This is a genomic window from Streptomyces sp. WELS2 (genome assembly GCF_013870595.1).
In the GTDB taxonomy this organism is placed as follows: Bacteria; Actinomycetota; Actinomycetes; order Streptomycetales; family Streptomycetaceae; genus Streptomyces.
In genome coordinates, this window is the sequence record NZ_JACBWZ010000009.1 from 13,346 (window position 1) to 30,584 (window position 17,239).

Here is a 17,239-nt window from a genome sequence, read left to right on the forward strand (position 1 = left end):
ACAGCGTGCGACTGCACTCATGTAGGACGCGGAGGTGGAGCAGTCGAAGTACAGGGAGGCGGTCTTGGGCCCCGTAAGCGCTGCCTTCCCCGAACGCCCACCTCATGGGTCCTACCCGTCACATACTGTGTGACCAGTCGTTCGGTGCTTCGCGGGGCTCGCCACCGCCGGCGTCGGGCAAGTGGTCGAGATCGCGCTGTCGCTGCAAGGCGCATCAGTGAAGCCGGCCCTGAACGGTCCTCTGTGACGCGCTTCCGCAACACACCGGATCCCGGCAGTCATACAACTGCCGGGATCCCGGAGTGTGCTTCTGGTGCCGCAGACGGGAAGCGCCTCAGTACTCCACTTCCACCAACCCCGTCTGAACCAACGGCTTGCCCCGCTTGCGGGAGACGAAGACGCCGCGGCCCGGGGGCATCGGGCGGTGGCGGACGCCGCCGAGGATGTCGCCCTCGGCCGGGTCGCCGGCCAGGATCAGGCCCTGGGCGCCGAGTTCCTTCATGCGCTGCATGAACGGCTCGTACGAGGCCCGGCCCGCGCCCGCGGAGGAGCGGGCGATGATGAAGCGGACGCCGACGTCGCGGGCGAACGGCAGCATCTCCGTCAGTCCGCTGAGCGGGTTGCCGCTGGAGGTGGAGACCAGGTCGTAGTCGTCGATGACGACGAACACCTGCGGGCCCCGCCACCAGCTGCGGTCCCGCAGCTGCTGCGGGGTGACGTCCGCCGTCGGCGTGCGGCGCTGCATCAGGTCGGCCAGCGCCGCCATGTGGTGGTCCATCTGGCTGGACATCGGGATGTACTCGGCCAGGTGGGACGCGGGGGTCACGTCCAGCAGGGCGCGGCGGTTGTCGACGACGAAGAACTTCGCCTCGTCGCCGCCGTACCGCAGCGACAGCTGCCTGATCAGCAGCCGCAGCAGGTTGGACTTGCCGGACTCGCTCTCGCCGAAGACCAGGAAGAACGGGTCCTGGTCGAAGTCCACGAACACCGGCTCCAGGTTCTCCTCGTCCAGCGCGAACGCGACGCCCCGCCGCGGGAACCGGTCGCCCGGAGGCAGCTCGGCCGCGTCCAGCCGGCGCGGCAGCAGCCGTACCCTGGGGGCGCCCGGGGCCTGCCAGTGCCGTCCCACCTCGGTGGTCAGCGCGGCCGTGGCCTCGGCCAGGTCGGTGTCGGAGGTGAGGCCGTCGATCCGCGGCACCGCCGCCATGAAGTGCAGCTTCTGCGGGGACAGACCGCGCCCGGGAACTCCCGCGGGCACGTTCGCCGCCACCTTGCGGTCGATCTCCGAGTCCATGACGTCGCCCAGGCGCAGCTCCAGGCGGTTCATCAGGTGGTCCTTGAGGTTGGCGCGGACCTCCATCGAGCGGGACGCCGTGATGACGAGGTGGATGCCGTAGCCGAGGCCGCGCGCGGCGATGTCCAGGACCGCCGGCTCCAGGCCCTCGTAGTCCGTGCGGAAGTTGCCCCAGCCGTCGATGACCAGGAAGACGTCACCCCAGGGCTGGTCGGTGACCGAGATGTCGCCCCGGGCGCGCCGGGCGCGGTAGTCGGCGATGGAGGCGATGCCGGCCGTGCGGAAGTACTCCTCGCGGCGGGTCAGGACGCCGTACACCTCGGAGACCGTACGGCGCACCCGCTCCGGGTCCAGCCGGGAGGCGATCCCGCCGACGTGCGGCAGGCCGTCCACCGCGGCCATACCGCCGCCACCGAAGTCGAGGCCGTAGAACTGCACCTCGTGCGGGGTGTGGGTGAGCGCGAAGGCGCAGATCAGGGTGCGCAGCAGGGTGGACTTGCCGGACTGCGGGCCGCCGATGACCTGCATGTGGCCGGCCGCGCCCGAGAAGTCCAGCATGAGGCGGTCGCGGCGCTGCTCGTACGGCTTGTCGACCAGGCCGGCCGGGACCACCAGGCGGCCCGCGCCCTCGTAGTTCGGCTGGGTCAGGCCGCGGCCCGGCACCGCCGCCAGGCCAAGGGCATCCAGCGCGGGCGGGCTCTCCAGCGGCGGCAGCCACACCTGGTGGGCCGCCGGGCCCTGTGCCTCCAGCCGGCGCACGATCACGTCGAGCACGGTGTCGGCCAGCGCCTCGTCCACCTCGGGCTCGGACTCGGTGCGCTGCTGCGGGATCGCGGTGTACTGCACCGGCACCTCGGTGGCCGTGAACAGCACCGGGCGGCGGTCCACCGGGAGCCGCCCGCCGGACAGGGCCGTCTGCCGGCCCCCGGAGCGGTACACGCCCGAGACGTAGGCGGCCTTGAACCGGACCATCTCGTCCGTGCCGTACTTCAGGAAGCCGGAGCCGGGGACGTTCGGCAGTTCGTAGGCGTCGGGGACGCCGAGCGCGGCGCGGGACTCGGCCGCGGAGAAGGTGCGCAGACCGATCCGGTAGGACAGGTAGGTCTCCAGGCCGCGCAGCCGGCCCTCCTCCAGGCGCTGCGAGGCCAGCAGCAGGTGCACGCCCAGCGAACGGCCGATGCGGCCGATCTGCACGAACATCTCGATGAAGTCGGGTTTGGCGGTCAGCAGCTCGCTGAACTCGTCGATCACCAGCACCAGGGACGGGATCGGCTGGAGCGGGGCGCCGGCCGCGCGGGCCTTCTCGTAGTCGTGGATGTTGGCGTAGTTGCCCGCGTCGCGCAGCAGCTCCTGGCGGCGGTTCAGCTCGCCGCGGATGGAGTCGCCCATGCGGTCGACCAGGGTCAGGTCGTCGGCGAGGTTGGTGATGACCGCCGCCACGTGCGGCATCTGCGCCATGCCGGCGAAGGTCGCGCCGCCCTTGAAGTCGGCGAGGACGAAGTTCAGCGTCTCGGAGGAGTGGGTGACCGCGAGGCCCAGCACCAGGGTGCGCAGCAGCTCCGACTTGCCGGAACCGGTCGCGCCGACGCACAGGCCGTGCGGGCCCATGCCCTCCTGCGCGGCCTCCTTCAGGTCCAGCATCACGGGCCGGCCGTCCTCGCCGACACCGATCGGCACCCGCAGGCGTTCGGCGAGCGCGCGCGGGCGCCAGGTCCGCTTGGTGTCGACGGAGGCCGCGTCGCCGAGGCCGAGCAGGTCGGTGAACTCCAGGTTGGCGAGCAGCGGCTCGTCGTCGTCGCCGCCGGAGGCCATGCGCAGCGGCGCCAGCTGCCGGGCCAGCGCCTCGGCGGACTCGTAGGACAGCGCGTCCGGGCTGCCCTCGTACACCTCGCCGTGCCCGGACTCCAGGCGCAGCAGGCCGGGCTGGACGACGATGGACAGGTCCCCGCCCGCCGTGGTCAGCTCGCCCGGGACCACCTCCAGGACCGTGACGCCCTGCAGGCCCTCCGGGTTCGCCAGCACCGAGTCCGGCAGCAGGGACAGGTCGTCCAGGACGAGCACGATGTGCGGCTCGTCCAGCAGCGGCGCGGCGGCGGGGTGGAAGCGCGGCCGTCCGGTCAGCCGGGTGGCCAGCAGGTCCTCCAGCTCGCGCGGGTCGGAGCCGATCAGCCGGCGGGCACCGGCGCCGTCCACCGCGCCGGGCGCCTGGGCGTGCGGCAGCCACTTCACCCAGTCCCAGTGCGCCAGCGCCTCCCGGCCCGCGGCCACCGCGATGACCAGGTCCTGCGGGGAGTGCAGCGAGGCCAGGGAGCCGACCAGGGCGCGGGCCGAGGCCCGTACGGACTGCGCCTCGCCGCTGACCGTGACGTGGCAGAAGGCGCGCAGCGACACCGCCATGGGCAGGTCGCCGACGGTGCCGTGGGCGGCGAGGAAGCGCTGCATCGCGCCCGCGGTCAGCGGTTCCAGCTGCTCGACCGGCCCCGTCTCCGGGGCGATGAGCGGGGTCGCCAGCGGCTGCGCTCCCAGCCCGACGCGGACGTGCGCGAAGTCCTCGTCGCCGGGCCGCCGCTCCCACACCCGGCTGCCCTCGGCGACCAGCGCCCACAGCTGCTCGGGGGAGGGGTGCAGGTAGTACTGCGCGTCCCGCTGCTTTCGGGCCGTGGCCACGGCGGACCTGCGGGTCTGCGACAGATAGCTGAGGTAGTCGCGGCGCATGTCGGCCAGCTGGCCCTGCGAGCCGCGGCGGAAGCGGACCACCATCGCGACGGACATGGCCACCGTCGAGGCGATCATGATCATGCCCATGATCTTCATGAACGGCTGGCCGTTCGTGAAGAAGAAGACCACCGAGCCGCCCATGCCCAGCGTGGGCAGGAGCTGCATCAGCACGCTCTCCTGGTGCCCCCGCGGCAATTCGGGCGGTGGCTGGACAACGACCTCTTCCGTGGGCACTTCGGACGGAAGCGCCCTAGGGGGGCGCTTGACGACAATCTGGCTCACCGCTCACCAATTCCCTTGCCCGACCCAGGCTTTCCGCCCGCCGCCCCGTGTCCGGCGAGCGCAGGCCGCCGCGTGATCCTACTGAGTTCACGCGGGGCGGGTGGGCGGTAGGGTGCCGGATGTTCGCGTGAGCACACGCCGAACAGGCCGGACAAACCGGGGCCAACTCCTCGAGGAAGAGGCGGTGAGCCCCCGGAATCCCGTCCTGCGGCACCCGGGTCGCCGCGCACCGGGCAAACCGGCACGGGACCTTCACGACACAGCCGCACCACCACCACCGAGCACCGCACAAGCGCTTCATCACCAACCACCACTGAGGGGGAGCAGCAGGTGAGCATGACGGCCGCCGCCACCGGCGGACCCGGGACGGGAGCCCCTTCCGGGTCCGGCACCGGACTCGGCTTCTGCCGGGTCACCATCGTCGCGCCGGACAGCCGTATCGACGTGGCCCTGCCCGACGACGTCCCGGTCGCCGACCTCTACCCGGAGATCCTCCGGCTGTCCCAGCAGAGCCCCGAGGCCGGCGCCCCGGTCGGCTACCACCTCGTCCGCACCGACGGCACCGTGCTGGACAGCGCCCGGTCCTTCGCCGCCCAGCGCATCCTCGACGGCGAACTGCTCACCCTGCGCCCGTTCGCCGAGTCCCTGCCGCCGGCCGTCTTCGACGACGTCGCCGAGGCCGTGGCCTCCTCCGTCACCAAGCAGCACAAGCTGTGGAGCGGCGACCTGACCCGGGCCGCCGGGCTCGTCGGCGGCGGTGTGCTGCCCGCGCTGCTCGCGTTCGTCGCCTGGACCGCCGACCCGCGCCACGACATGCACGGCCTGGCCGGCATCCTCGCCGCCGTCACCGGCGTCCTGCTGGTCGTGCTCTCCGCCGTCCGCGCCCGCGTCTACGACGACCGCGGCTCGGCCGTCGCCCTCGGCCTCGGCGCGCTGCCCAACATCGGCGTCGCCGGCAGCGGACTGCTGCCGCTGAGCGCCGGCGAGGGCATCGGCAGACTCCAGTTCCTGCTGGCGTGCGCGGCCGTCCTCGTCGCCGCCCTCGTCCTCGCCCTGTGCTCACCCCACGGCGACGGCCCCTTCGTCGCCTTCGTCTTCGCCTCCGCGGTCGCCCTGGTCGCCGTCTTCATCGCGACCCTGACCGGCTGGGCCCCCCGGGAGACCGCCGCCCTGTGCGCCCCGGTCGCCGTCTGCGCCCTCGCCTTCCTGCCCGGCCTGTCCATGCGGTTCGCCCGGCTGCCGATCGGCTTCGAGAACCCCAGCGGCGGCGGCGCCCCCCGCCCCGCCTACGGCAACGAGCCCGCCGCCCAGGAGCCGGTGGACACCGAGCGCGTCGAGGCGCAGGCGCGGCGCGGCCACGAACTCCTCGTCGGCATGGTCGGCGGTTGCGCGCTGCTCGCCGTCGGTGCCACGGCCGTGCTCGGCTTCTCCGGCGACGTCTGGGCCCAGCTGCTCGCCCTCGCCACCGGCGTCGCCATGCTCATGCGGGCCGGCATGTTCCGCTACACCGCCCAGGTCGCCCCCGTGCTCGCCGCCGGCCTGACCTGCCTGGTCCTGCTCGGCCTCGGCCTCGCGCTCGACCCGCCGCAGCACATCATGCGCGCCGCGCTGGCCGGCGACCGCACCGACCTGGACATCCGCACCATCTGGCTGATCGCGGCCATCGCCCTGGCCACCGCCGTGGTCACGGCCCTCGGCCTGATCCTGCCGCGCGGCGGCCTGACCCCCTTCTGGGGCCGCTTCCTGGAGATCTGCGAGGGCTTCGTCCTGCTCACCCTGATCCCGCTCGCCCTGGCCGTCTTCGACGTGTACGCCAAGGCCCGCGCCATGACCAGCTGACGGGACGACGACGCGGAAAGGGGCGGCACGCGCGCGTGCCGCCCCTTTCCGCGTCGTGCCGCTCACTGCGCGTCCAGGCCCCCGTTGTGCGCCATCGGCTTCAGATCGAACTCCCCGTCGCGCGCCCCGAGCACGAACGCGGTCCACTCCGCCTCCGTGTAGCGCAGCACGGTGTCCGGGTCGAGGGAGGAGCGCATCGCCACCGCGCCACCGGGCAGGTACGCGATCTCGACCCGCTCCTCGTGCTCCTCCGTACCCGGCGCGCAGTGCCACTCCACGCCCGAGATGTCGAGCGCGTACAGCTCGTCCCGCTCGCGCTCCTTGCGCGCCTTCATCTCCGCTTCCGTTTCCGCCATCCGAGGCGACCCCTTCCCGAGCCAGGTACGATCCCGGGGCTCACCCTAGTGGCGCGCGCCACCGTGCCGGCAGCGTTCGGCGACCGGGCGTAAGCCGCCCGCCATCGCCTGGTACCCTGAGTGACGGCCGTTTGTGTACGCACCCCCGGAACCGTTCGCTGTTCTGGAGGCCGCGCCCAGCGGATCCCCGCCTCCCGAGTAACGGAAGCTCCCCCGAGACGCAGACCGGGGGCACTCGGTGGCCACTCACACACCATGAGGAGTACGCGTGTCGCTCGACGCCGCTACGAAGAAGCAGATCATCGCCGAGTTCGGTACCAAGGAGGGTGACACCGGCTCCCCCGAGGTCCAGGTCGCTCTGCTCTCCCGTCGGATCTCCGACCTGACGGAGCACCTCAAGACCCACAAGCACGACCACCACTCCCGCCGTGGCCTGCTGATCCTGGTCGGTCAGCGCCGCCGGCTGCTGCAGTACCTGGCGAAGAAGGACATCCAGCGCTTCCGTACGCTGGTCGACCGCCTCGGCATCCGCCGCGGTGCGGCGGGCGCCAAGTAAGACGCCATGAGGGGAGCGGTTCCCGACGCCTCGGGAACCGCTCCCTTTGCCGTATGCGGCTCGCGCCGCGCACACGGCGACCACCGTCGTACAGGTGGAAACGTGCGGAGTGTCACTCACGCTTTGTAGTGTGGTAGCACAACGCACGGCGTACGAGTACGAGACAGAACGAGGAGAAGCGCACCCAGTCGCCGCCGGTCCTCGGTAGTGGCCCCCGGGGAAAACGCCCCGGGTGCTTCGATCGAAGACCGGCCCGCACCGCACGGAGCGCCTCTCCACACGCCGTCCCCCTGCCACACGGGCAGGCACAGGACGAAGACGAGGAGAAAACGCTGGTGGAGAACGAGACCCACTACGCCGAAGCCGTCATCGACAACGGCCCCTTCGGCACCCGCACCATCCGCTTCGAGACGGGCCGCCTGGCCAAGCAGGCCGCCGGCTCCGCCGTGGCGTACCTGGACGACGACACCATGGTGCTGTCGGCCACCACCGCCTCCAAGAACCCCAAGGACCAGCTCGACTTCTTCCCGCTCACGGTGGACGTCGAGGAGCGGATGTACGCCGCCGGCAAGATCCCCGGCAGCTTCTTCCGCCGTGAGGGCCGGCCGTCCGAGGACGCCATCCTCACCTGCCGCCTCATCGACCGTCCGCTGCGCCCGTCCTTCAAGAAGGGCCTGCGCAACGAGATCCAGGTCGTCGCCACGATCATGGCGCTCAACCCCGACCACCTGTACGACGTCGTGGCGATCAACGCCGCCTCCGCGTCCACGCAGCTGGCCGGCCTGCCCTTCTCCGGCCCGATCGGCGGCGTCCGCGTCGCGCTGATCAGCGGCCAGTGGGTCGCCTTCCCGACCCACACCGAGCTGGAGGACGCCGTCTTCGACATGGTCGTCGCCGGCCGTGTCCTGGAGGACGGCGACGTCGCGATCATGATGGTCGAGGCCGAGGCCACCGAGAAGACCATCAAGCTGGTCGAGGGCGGCGCCGAGGCGCCGACCGAGGAGGTCGTCGCCGCCGGTCTGGAGGCCGCCAAGCCCTTCATCAAGGTGCTGTGCCGCGCCCAGGCCGACCTCGCCGCCAAGGCCGCCAAGCCGACCGCCGAGTTCCCGATCTTCCTGGACTACCAGGACGACGTGTTCGAGGCCCTGACGGCGGCCGTCCGCCCCGAGCTGGCCCAGGCGCTCACCATCGCCGGCAAGCAGGAGCGCGAGGCCGAGCTGGACCGCGTCAAGGCGCTCGCCGCCGAGAAGCTCCTGCCGGAGTTCGAGGGCCGCGAGAAGGAGATCTCCGCCGCGTACCGCTCGCTCACGAAGCAGCTGGTCCGCGAGCGCGTGATCAAGGAGAAGAAGCGCATCGACGGCCGTGGCGTGACGGACATCCGTACGCTCGCCGCCGAGGTCGAGGCCATCCCGCGGGTGCACGGCTCCGCGGTGTTCGAGCGTGGCGAGACCCAGATCCTGGGCGTCACCACCCTCAACATGCTCCGCATGGAGCAGCAGCTGGACACCCTCTCCCCGGTGACCCGCAAGCGCTACATGCACAACTACAACTTCCCGCCGTACTCCACCGGTGAGACCGGCCGCGTCGGCTCCCCGAAGCGCCGCGAGATCGGCCACGGCGCCCTCGCCGAGCGCGCCCTCGTGCCGGTGCTGCCCGCGCGCGAGGAGTTCCCGTACGCGATCCGCCAGGTCTCCGAGGCGCTGAGCTCCAACGGCTCGACGTCCATGGGCTCGGTCTGCGCCTCCACCATGTCGCTGCTGAACGCCGGTGTGCCGCTGAAGGCCCCGGTCGCCGGCATCGCCATGGGCCTGATCTCCCAGGAGATCGACGGCGAGACGCACTACGTCACCCTCACCGACATCCTCGGTGCGGAGGACGCCTTCGGCGACATGGACTTCAAGGTCGCCGGCACCAAGGAGTTCGTCACCGCCCTCCAGCTCGACACCAAGCTGGACGGCATCCCGGCCTCCGTCCTGGCCGCGGCCCTCAAGCAGGCCCGCGACGCCCGTCTCCACATCCTCGACGTGATGATGGAGGCCATCGACCGGCCCGACGAGATGTCCCCGAACGCCCCGCGGATCATCACCGTCAAGATCCCGGTCGACAAGATCGGTGAGGTCATCGGCCCCAAGGGCAAGATGATCAACCAGATCCAGGAGGACACGGGCGCCGAGATCACCATCGAGGACGACGGCACGATCTACATCGGCGCCGCCGACGGTCCCTCGGCGGAGGCCGCCCGTGCCACGATCAACGGCATCGCCAACCCGACGATGCCCGAGGTCGGCGAGCGCTACCTGGGCACGGTCGTGAAGACGACCACCTTCGGCGCCTTCGTCTCCCTGCTGCCCGGCAAGGACGGTCTGCTGCACATCTCGCAGATCCGCAAGCTCGCCGGCGGCAAGCGCGTGGAGAACGTCGAGGACGTCCTCGGCGTGGGCGCGAAGGTCCAGGTCGAGATCGCCGAGATCGACTCCCGCGGCAAGCTCTCCCTCATCCCGGTGATCGAGGGCGAAGAAGGCGACGAGAACGCGAAGGACGACGCCGAGCAGTGACGTCCCGTAGCTCCAAGGCGACGGCCCGCCCCTCTTCGGAGGCGCGGGCCGTCGCCCGTACCCAAACCCTCATCCAGGGCGCGGGCGGCATCGGCACCGTCCGCAAGACCACCCTCCCGGGCGGCCTGCGCATCGTCACCGAGACGCTGCCCTCGGTCCGCTCCGCGACCTTCGGCATCTGGGCCCACGTCGGCTCCCGCGACGAGACCCGGTCCCTGAACGGCGCCACCCACTACCTGGAGCACCTGCTCTTCAAGGGCACGGCCCGGCGCAGCGCGCTCGAAATCTCCGCCGCGCTCGACGCGGTCGGCGGCGAGATGAACGCGTTCACGGCCAAGGAGTACACGTGCTACTACGCGCGCGTGCTCGACACCGACCTGCCGCTGGCCATCGACGTGGTCTGCGACATGCTGACCGGCTCGCTGATCCTCGAGGAGGACGTCGACGTCGAACGCGGCGCGATCCTCGAAGAGATCGCCATGACCGAGGACGACCCCGGCGACTGCGTGCACGACCTGTTCGCGCACACCATGTTCGGCGACAACGCCCTCGGCCGCCCGGTCCTCGGCACGGTCGACACGGTCAACGCCCTCACCGCCGACCGCATCCGCCGCTTCTACAAGAAGCACTACGACCCGACCCACCTCGTGGTCGCCTGCGCCGGCAACATCGACCACGCCAAGGTCGTCCGCCAGGTCCGCGCGGCCTTCGAGAAGGCCGGCGCCCTGAAGGACCCGCAGGCGAAACCCATCGCCCCGCGCGATGGCAGCCGTGCGATCCGCACCTTCGGCAAGGTCGAACTGCTCGGCCGCAAGACCGAGCAGGCGCACGTCGTCCTCGGCATGCCCGGCCTCGCCCGCTCCGACGACCGCCGCTGGGCCATGGGCGTGCTCAACACCGCCCTCGGCGGCGGCATGTCCTCCCGCCTCTTCCAGGAGGTCCGGGAGAAGCGCGGCCTCGCCTACAGCGTGTACTCGTACACCTCCGGCTTCGCCGACTGCGGCCTGTTCGGCGTCTACGCCGGCTGCCGGCCCAGCCAGGTCCACGACGTGCTGCGGATCTGCCGCGACGAACTCGACCAGGTCGCGCGCGACGGCCTGTCGGACGACGAGATCGCCCGCGCCATCGGCCAGCTCCGGGGCTCCACCGTCCTCGGCCTCGAGGACACCGGCGCGCTGATGAACCGCATCGGCAAGAGCGAGCTGTGCTGGGGCGAGCAGATGTCCGTCGACGACATGCTGGCGAAGATAGCCGCGGTCACCCCGGACGAGGTCCGTTCGGTCGCCCGCGAGATCCTGGGACAGCGTCCGTCGCTGTCGGTCATCGGCCCGCTCAAGGACAAGCAGGCCGCCCGGCTGCACGACGCGGTCGCCTGAAACACCACCGGTTAGGAAGCAGGAACATGAGCAAGCTGCGCGTGGCGGTCCTCGGTGCCAAGGGCCGGATCGGATCCGAGGCGGTCAAGGCGGTCGAGGCCGCCGAGGACATGGAACTGGTCGCCGCCCTCGGCCGGGGCGACAAGCTGGAGACCCTGGCCGAGACCGGCGCCCAGGTGGCGGTCGAGCTGACCACCCCGGCCTCGGTCATGGGCAACCTCGACTTCTGCGTGCGCCACGGCATCCACGCGGTCGTCGGGACCACCGGCTGGACCGACGAGCGCCTCGCGCAGCTGAAGGGCTGGCTCGACCGGTCCCCGGAGACCGGCGTGCTCATCGCGCCGAACTTCTCCATCGGGGCCGTGCTCACCATGAAGTTCGCGCAGCTCGCCGCGCCGTACTTCGAGTCGGTCGAGGTGGTCGAACTCCACCACCCGAACAAGGTGGACGCCCCCTCCGGCACCGCCACGCGCACCGCCCAGCTCATCGCCGAGGCCCGCCGGGCGGCCGGCACGGCCCCGGCACCGGACGCCACCGCCACCGCCCTCGACGGCGCCCGGGGCGCAAACGTCGACGGTGTCCCCGTGCACGCCGTACGGCTGCGCGGCCTGCTCGCCCACCAGGAGGTGCTGCTCGGCGCCGAGGGGGAGACCCTGACCGTCCGGCACGACTCGCTGCACCACAGCAGCTTCATGCCGGGCATCCTGCTCGGCGTCCGCCGCGTGGTGACCACTCCGGGCCTCACCTTCGGCCTGGAACACTTCCTCGATCTGAACTGAGCCCCGACACCTCATGCGCGCGAAGATCACCTACCTCGTCACGGCCGCCGTCCTGGTCTTCTACTTCGTCCTGGTCGGCAGCCGTGGCGTGATGCTCATCCAGTCCGGCACGCTCCTCACCGTCACCTTCGGCGTGGCGGTGCTGATCCTGCCGGTCATCGGCCTGTGGTTCCTGTGGAAGAACACCGAGTTCGTCCGCAAGGCCAACCAGCTGGCCGCCGAGCTGGAAGCCGAGGGCGGCCTGCCGGTGGACGAGCTGAAACGCCTGCCCAGCGGCCGGATCGACCGTGACTCGGCCGACGAGGTCTTCGCCAAGCGCAAGGCCGAGACGGAGGCGTCCCCGGGCGACTGGCGCTGCTGGTTCCGCCTGGCCGTCGCCTACCACGACGCGCGCGACACCCCGCGGGCCCGCAAGGCGATGCAGAGGGCCATCGCCCTGCACGACGGAAAGCCCGTACGGGACTGACGGGCCCTGCCGGCGCCCGGCCGCGGAGCCGGGGCGCCCGCCTTTCGAGCCGCCCCGGAGCCCCTTGCGGCCTTCGGGACGGTCAGCCGCGCCCGCACTCCGCCGCCCACGCCTCCACCGCGTCCGATGCCCGGTCGAAGGCCATCGGCCGGCCCAGGAAGTCCAGGGTGTGCGTGGTCAGCAGCGGCGGGGTGTCGTCGGGCGGCAGGTCCGTACGGACGAGGGCCAGCGCCTGCCCCTGCACCGTGCGCGGCAGCCCCAGCCAGCGCACCGGCCGCTGCACCGTGCGCACCGAGACCACCCGCTCCCACGGCAGCGTCCGCGTCAGCAGGAAGCCGGTCCGGCGCAGCCCGCGCCGGCTCACCCACACCCCCATGCGCAGCAGCCGCAGCGCGCCCGCGATGATCAGCAGACCCGTGACGAGCACCGCCGCCGCACTGGGCACCGAGCCGGTCAGCGCGGTGAGCACCGCGCCGAACAGCGTGAACGAGGCGAGCAACAGCCACAGCGCGGCCATGCCCACCCGCCAGGGCCCAGGCCGGTAGGGGCGCCGCCAGTGGTCCGGGTCGTCATAAGGCAGCGCGCTCTCGGCTGCCGTCTCGAAGCTGCGGTCGGCCGTCAGAAAGGGCAGGGGCACGGCTGGTCCTCACTCGGTCCTCGCGGGGCTGTGCCCGGTGAGGCTATCCGGCCGGGTGTGCGCCCACCAGCCGTGCGCGTCCGGAAGGGTCAGCGCCCCGCGCTCAGCGCCCCTGGGACGCCTGCGACTGCTGAGCCGGCGCGTCGGACGGTGTGGAGAGTGCCGGCATGCCGGCTATCAGGGCCCCCACGATCCCGGCGACGAGGGTCAGGCCGAGCAGCCAGCGCCCGGCCAGCTCGCCGAAGGAAGCCCGCTGACGGGGCGGAGGAGTCACATTGCTGCGGAACCTGTCCGCCTCGGCCAGGAAGGCGAAGGGTACGGGCTCTCGCCGACGAAGCATCGCGCTGACGCTCCTTTCGGGAAACGAAGATCGAATGGGCACGCTTCACCGGTAAAGACGTTCGAGTGACACAAAAGGTGCCCCATGTCCGGAAAAAATCGCAGCGAAGGTCACTTTCGTTCGCGGCCGGGTGCCCCCGTACAGTGGGCGCGAACCTCAAGCAGCAGTGGGAAGGACCTGTCCAACCGTGACCCGCACCCCGGATGAGCCGAAGATCGACCTGCGCAGTGATGTCACCGTCGAACTGGTCAAGCACAGCGCGACGGACTCCGACGTGCTCTTCGCAGCCCGCGTGTCGACCATCGGGGAGCAGTCCCTGGACGAGCTGAACAAGGACCCCGAGCGCTCCAAGGGCCTGATCAACTACCTGATGCGCGACCGGCACGGCAGCCCGTTCGAGCACAACTCGATGACGTTCTTCATCAGCGCCCCGATCTTCGTCTTCCGCGAGTTCATGCGGCACCGCGTCGGCTGGTCGTACAACGAGGAGTCCGGCCGCTACCGCGAGCTCCAGCCGGTCTTCTACGTCCCCGACGCCGACCGCAAGCTGGTCCAGGAGGGCCGGCCGGGCAAGTACGTCTTCGTGGAGGGGACCGAGGAGCAGCACGCCCGGGCCGGACAGGCCATGGAGGAGTCGTACCGCCAGGCCTACGCCGCCTATCAGGAGATGCTCGCCCAGGGCATCGCCCGCGAGGTCGCCCGCTCGGTCCTCCCCGTCGGCCTCTACTCCTCGATGTACGCCACCTGCAACGCGCGCTCCCTGATGCACTTCCTCGGCCTGCGCACCCAGCACGAGCTGGCCAAGGTGCCCTCCTTCCCGCAGCGGGAGATCGAGATGGTGGGCGAGAAGATGGAGGCGGAGTGGGCGAAGCTCATGCCGCTGACGTACGCCGCCTTCAACGCGAACGGACGTGTGGCCCCGTAACGAAGCCTTGTTCCCGCATTGGGAACGGCCGTACGGATCAGCCTGGCGAAGTGTCCGTATTGCGGCATTTGGAGAAGTTCATCTAGCCTGATCAAACGGACCCGGCACTGCTTGAACCCCCGAGCAGGCAGTGCCGGGCTCCATCTTTGTCCTGACTTTCCCGACACCCCGAGAGCAGACCCCGCATCGCGTACCGAGTAGCGTGTTACCCATGGCTCCGACCTCGACTCCGCAGACCCCCTTCGGGCGGGTCCTCACCGCCATGGTCACGCCCTTCACGGCGGACGGCGCACTCGACCTCGACGGCGCGCAGCGGCTCGCCGCCCACCTGGTGGACGCAGGCAACGACGGCCTGATCGTCAACGGCACCACCGGCGAGTCCCCGACCACCAGCGACGCGGAGAAATCGGACCTGGTACGAGCCGTCCTCGAGGCCGTCGGCGACCGTGCCCATGTCGTCGCCGGCGTCGGGACCAACGACACCCACCACAGCGTCGAGCTGGCCCGCGAGGCCGAGCGCGTCGGCGCCCACGGACTGCTGGTCGTCACGCCGTACTACAACAAGCCCCCGCAGGAGGGCCTGTACCGGCACTTCACGACCGTCGCCGACGCCACCGGCCTGCCGGTCATGCTCTACGACATCCCCGGCCGCAGCGGTGTCCCGATCAACACCGAGACCCTGGTCCGGCTCGCGGAGCACCCCCGGATCGTCGCCAACAAGGACGCCAAGGGCGACCTCGGCCGCGCCAGCTGGGCCATCGCGCGCTCCGGCCTCGCCTGGTACTCCGGCGACGACATGCTGAACCTCCCGCTGCTCTCGGTCGGCGCGGTCGGCTTCGTCTCGGTCGTCGGCCACCTGGTCACCCCCGACCTGCGCGCCCTGGTGGACGCGTTCGTCTCCGGTGACGTCGTCAAGGCCACCGAGATCCACCAGAAGCTGCTCCCGGTCTACACCGGCATGTTCCGCACCCAGGGCGTCATGACCACCAAGGCCGCCCTCGCGCTCCAGGGCCTGCCCGCCGGGCCGCTGCGCTCGCCCATGGTCGAGTGCTCCGCCGAGGAGATCGCCCAGCTCAAGATCGATCTTGCTGCCGGCGGGGTACAGCTCTGATTAAAGACTTGGCACCACAGCACGGGCTTCACAACTGAATCGACAACCGCAGACGCGGGCCACCGGTGCCCGCACCCCACACAAACAACTGCTTCTGCACGAACGTCACGCGCGCCACGTGCCCGACCGGTACGTGGCGCGCGTGGTTGAGGAGAGTCTTTTGAGTCATCCGCATCCTGAACTCGGCCCGCCCCCGCCGCTCCCCGAAGGCGGCCTGCGGGTCACCCCGCTCGGCGGCCTCGGCGAGATCGGCCGGAACATGACCGTCTTCGAGTACGGCGGCCGCCTGTTGATCGTCGACTGCGGAGTGCTCTTCCCCGAGGAGGAGCAGCCCGGAATCGACCTGATCCTGCCGGACTTCTCGTCCATCAGGGACCGCCTCGACGACATCGAGGGCATCGTCCTCACCCACGGTCACGAGGACCACATCGGCGGTGTCCCGTTCCTGCTCCGCGAGAAGCCGGACATCCCGCTGATCGGCTCCAAGCTCACCCTCGCCCTGATCGAGGCGAAGCTCCAGGAGCACCGGATCCGTCCGTACACCCTGGAGGTGGCGGAGGGGGACCGCGAGCGCGTCGGTCCCTTCGACTGCGAGTTCGTCGCCGTCAACCACTCCATCCCGGACGCCCTGGCCGTCGCCATCCGCACCCCCGCCGGCATGGTGGTGCACACCGGCGACTTCAAGATGGACCAGCTCCCGCTGGACAACCGCCTCACCGACCTGCACGCGTTCGCGCGGCTGAGCGAAGAGGGCATCGATCTCCTCCTCAGTGACTCCACGAACGCCGAGGTCCCGGGCTTCACCCCGCACGAGCGCGACATCTCCAACGTCCTGCGGCAGGTCTTCGCCGGCGCCCGCAAGCGGATCATCGTGGCGAGTTTCGCCAGCCACGTCCACCGCATCCAGCAGATTCTGGACGCGGCGCACGAGTACGGCCGCCGGGTCGCCTTCGTCGGCCGCTCCATGGTCCGCAACATGGGCATCGCCCGCGACCTCGGCTACCTGAAGGTCCCGGCGGGCCTGGTGGTCGACGTCCGGGCGCTGGACGACCTGCCCGACGACGAGGTGGTCCTGGTCTGCACGGGATCCCAGGGCGAGCCGATGGCGGCCCTGTCCCGCATGGCCAACCGCGACCACCAGATCCGCATCGTGGAGGGTGACACGGTCATCCTCGCCTCCTCGCTGATCCCGGGGAACGAGAACGCGGTCTACCGCGTGATCAACGGCCTGACCCGCTGGGGCGCCAACGTCGTCCACAAGGGCAACGCCAAGGTGCACGTCTCCGGCCACGCGTCCGCGGGCGAGCTGCTGTACTTCTACAACATCTGCCGCCCGAGAAACCTGATGCCGGTCCACGGCGAATGGCGCCACCTGCGGGCCAACGCCGAGCTGGGCGCCCTGACCGGCGTCCCGCACGACCGGATCGTCATCGCCGAGGACGGCGTGGCGGTCGACCTGATCGGCGGCAAGGCCAAGATCTCCGGCAAGGTCCAGGCCGGTTACGTCTACGTCGACGGCCTGTCGGTCGGCGATGTCGGCGAGCCGGCGCTGAAGGACCGCAAGATCCTCGGCGACGAGGGCATCATCTCGGTCTTCGTCGTCATCGACGCCTCCACCGGCAAGATCACCGGTGGCCCGCACATCCAGGCCCGTGGCTCCGGCATCGAGGACTCGGCGTTCGCCGACGTCCTCCCGAAGATCACGGAATCCCTGGAGCGGTCCGCCCAGGACGGCGTGGTGGAGCCCCACCAGCTCCAGCAGCTCGTCCGCCGGACCCTCGGCAAGTGGGTCTCGGACACCTATCGCCGCAGGCCGATGATCCTCCCGGTGGTCGTGGAGGTCTGACGCCGCGTCGGCACCGACCTGGAGCGGGGCACCTCGATTTGCATCGGGGCGCCCCGCTCCAGTACGTTTACGGCTCCGCCCACCCGGGAACCCCAGCACTTCACGTGCCGGACACGGTCGCCCGGGGCGGGTGGGAAACCGGCTCAGAACTTCTGATAA

Annotated in this window: 13 protein-coding genes; 9 read left to right on the forward strand and 4 right to left on the reverse strand. The window is 70.9% G+C overall.

What is annotated here, in order from left to right; translation table 11 throughout:
* Positions 1-334: 334 nt before the first annotated feature.
* Positions 335-4,294: a type VII secretion protein EccCa gene (eccCa, locus tag H5J33_RS01365; RefSeq protein WP_181792893.1), complete on the reverse strand. Its 3,960-nt coding sequence runs from the start codon at positions 4,292-4,294 to the stop codon at positions 335-337.
* 336 nt (positions 4,295-4,630) lie between these two features.
* Between eccCa and eccD the strand changes: the two genes are divergently transcribed.
* Positions 4,631-6,133: a type VII secretion integral membrane protein EccD gene (eccD, locus tag H5J33_RS01370; RefSeq protein ID WP_181792915.1), complete on the forward strand. Its 1,503-nt coding sequence runs from the start codon at positions 4,631-4,633 to the stop codon at positions 6,131-6,133.
* A 62-nt stretch (positions 6,134-6,195) separates the two neighbouring features.
* Here eccD and H5J33_RS01375 read toward each other — a convergent pair whose 3' ends face one another.
* Positions 6,196-6,489 carry a DUF397 domain-containing protein gene (locus H5J33_RS01375; RefSeq protein WP_181792895.1) on the reverse strand — a complete coding sequence of 98 codons (294 nt, stop codon included), beginning with the start codon at positions 6,487-6,489 and terminating at the stop codon, positions 6,196-6,198.
* 268 nt (positions 6,490-6,757) lie between these two features.
* On the opposite strand from H5J33_RS01375, the gene rpsO reads away from it, so the two are divergent.
* The 5 genes from rpsO (at position 6,758) to H5J33_RS01400 (ending at position 12,221) form a co-directional block, all read left to right on the forward strand.
* Positions 6,758-7,045 (forward strand): 30S ribosomal protein S15, encoded by a 288-nt coding sequence (gene rpsO / locus H5J33_RS01380; RefSeq protein ID WP_030619140.1) that lies wholly within the window; start codon positions 6,758-6,760, stop codon positions 7,043-7,045.
* 335 nt (positions 7,046-7,380) lie between these two features.
* Positions 7,381-9,600, forward strand: a complete 2,220-nt coding sequence (locus tag H5J33_RS01385; RefSeq protein ID WP_181792897.1) for a polyribonucleotide nucleotidyltransferase — start codon at positions 7,381-7,383, stop codon at positions 9,598-9,600.
* A complete protein-coding gene (locus H5J33_RS01390) occupies positions 9,597-10,976 on the forward strand; it encodes a pitrilysin family protein (RefSeq protein ID WP_181792899.1) in 1,380 nt (459 codons plus the stop codon). Before H5J33_RS01385 ends, H5J33_RS01390 begins: the two co-directional genes overlap by 4 nt.
* Before the next feature lie 26 nt (positions 10,977-11,002).
* Positions 11,003-11,755 (forward strand): 4-hydroxy-tetrahydrodipicolinate reductase, encoded by a 753-nt coding sequence (gene dapB / locus H5J33_RS01395; protein ID WP_181792901.1) that lies wholly within the window; start codon positions 11,003-11,005, stop codon positions 11,753-11,755.
* Positions 11,756-11,768: 13 nt separating this feature from the next.
* The gene (locus H5J33_RS01400) at positions 11,769-12,221 is read left to right on the forward strand and encodes a tetratricopeptide repeat protein (RefSeq protein WP_181792903.1); all 453 of its coding nucleotides are present in this window, start codon (positions 11,769-11,771) and stop codon (positions 12,219-12,221) included.
* Positions 12,222-12,303: 82 nt separating this feature from the next.
* On the opposite strand, the gene H5J33_RS01405 is transcribed toward H5J33_RS01400, so the two are convergent.
* Together H5J33_RS01405 and H5J33_RS01410 are read right to left on the reverse strand one after the other, a co-directional pair.
* The gene (locus H5J33_RS01405; RefSeq protein ID WP_181792905.1) at positions 12,304-12,858 is read right to left on the reverse strand and encodes a phage holin family protein; all 555 of its coding nucleotides are present in this window, start codon (positions 12,856-12,858) and stop codon (positions 12,304-12,306) included.
* Between the two features lie 103 nt (positions 12,859-12,961).
* Entirely contained in the window at positions 12,962-13,198 is a 237-nt protein-coding gene (locus tag H5J33_RS01410; protein WP_181792907.1) for a hypothetical protein, read from the reverse strand.
* 187 nt (positions 13,199-13,385) lie between these two features.
* Between H5J33_RS01410 and thyX the strand changes: the two genes are divergently transcribed.
* The 3 genes from thyX to H5J33_RS01425 all read left to right on the forward strand — a co-directional run bounded on the left by thyX (position 13,386) and on the right by H5J33_RS01425 (position 17,080).
* The gene (thyX, locus tag H5J33_RS01415; RefSeq protein ID WP_181792909.1) at positions 13,386-14,123 is read left to right on the forward strand and encodes an FAD-dependent thymidylate synthase; all 738 of its coding nucleotides are present in this window, start codon (positions 13,386-13,388) and stop codon (positions 14,121-14,123) included.
* Positions 14,124-14,334: 211 nt separating this feature from the next.
* Positions 14,335-15,234 carry a 4-hydroxy-tetrahydrodipicolinate synthase gene (dapA, locus tag H5J33_RS01420; RefSeq protein WP_030619160.1) on the forward strand — a complete coding sequence of 300 codons (900 nt, stop codon included), beginning with the start codon at positions 14,335-14,337 and terminating at the stop codon, positions 15,232-15,234.
* Between the two features lie 160 nt (positions 15,235-15,394).
* On the forward strand, positions 15,395-17,080 hold the full coding sequence (locus H5J33_RS01425) for a ribonuclease J (RefSeq protein WP_181792911.1): 1,686 nt from the start codon (positions 15,395-15,397) through the stop codon (positions 17,078-17,080).
* Positions 17,081-17,239: the final 159 nt, after the last annotated feature.

Coding starts and splice junctions, on each gene's coding strand:
- H5J33_RS01400 (WP_181792903.1), top strand. CDS start 11,769: ATGCGCGCGAAGATCACCTACCTCGTCACGGCCGCCGTCCTGGTCTTC.
- H5J33_RS01375 (WP_181792895.1), bottom strand. CDS start 6,489: ATGGCGGAAACGGAAGCGGAGATGAAGGCGCGCAAGGAGCGCGAGCGG.
- H5J33_RS01410 (WP_181792907.1), bottom strand. CDS start 13,198: ATGCTTCGTCGGCGAGAGCCCGTACCCTTCGCCTTCCTGGCCGAGGCG.
- dapA (WP_030619160.1), top strand. CDS start 14,335: ATGGCTCCGACCTCGACTCCGCAGACCCCCTTCGGGCGGGTCCTCACC.
- eccD (WP_181792915.1), top strand. CDS start 4,631: ATGACGGCCGCCGCCACCGGCGGACCCGGGACGGGAGCCCCTTCCGGG.
- dapB (WP_181792901.1), top strand. CDS start 11,003: ATGAGCAAGCTGCGCGTGGCGGTCCTCGGTGCCAAGGGCCGGATCGGA.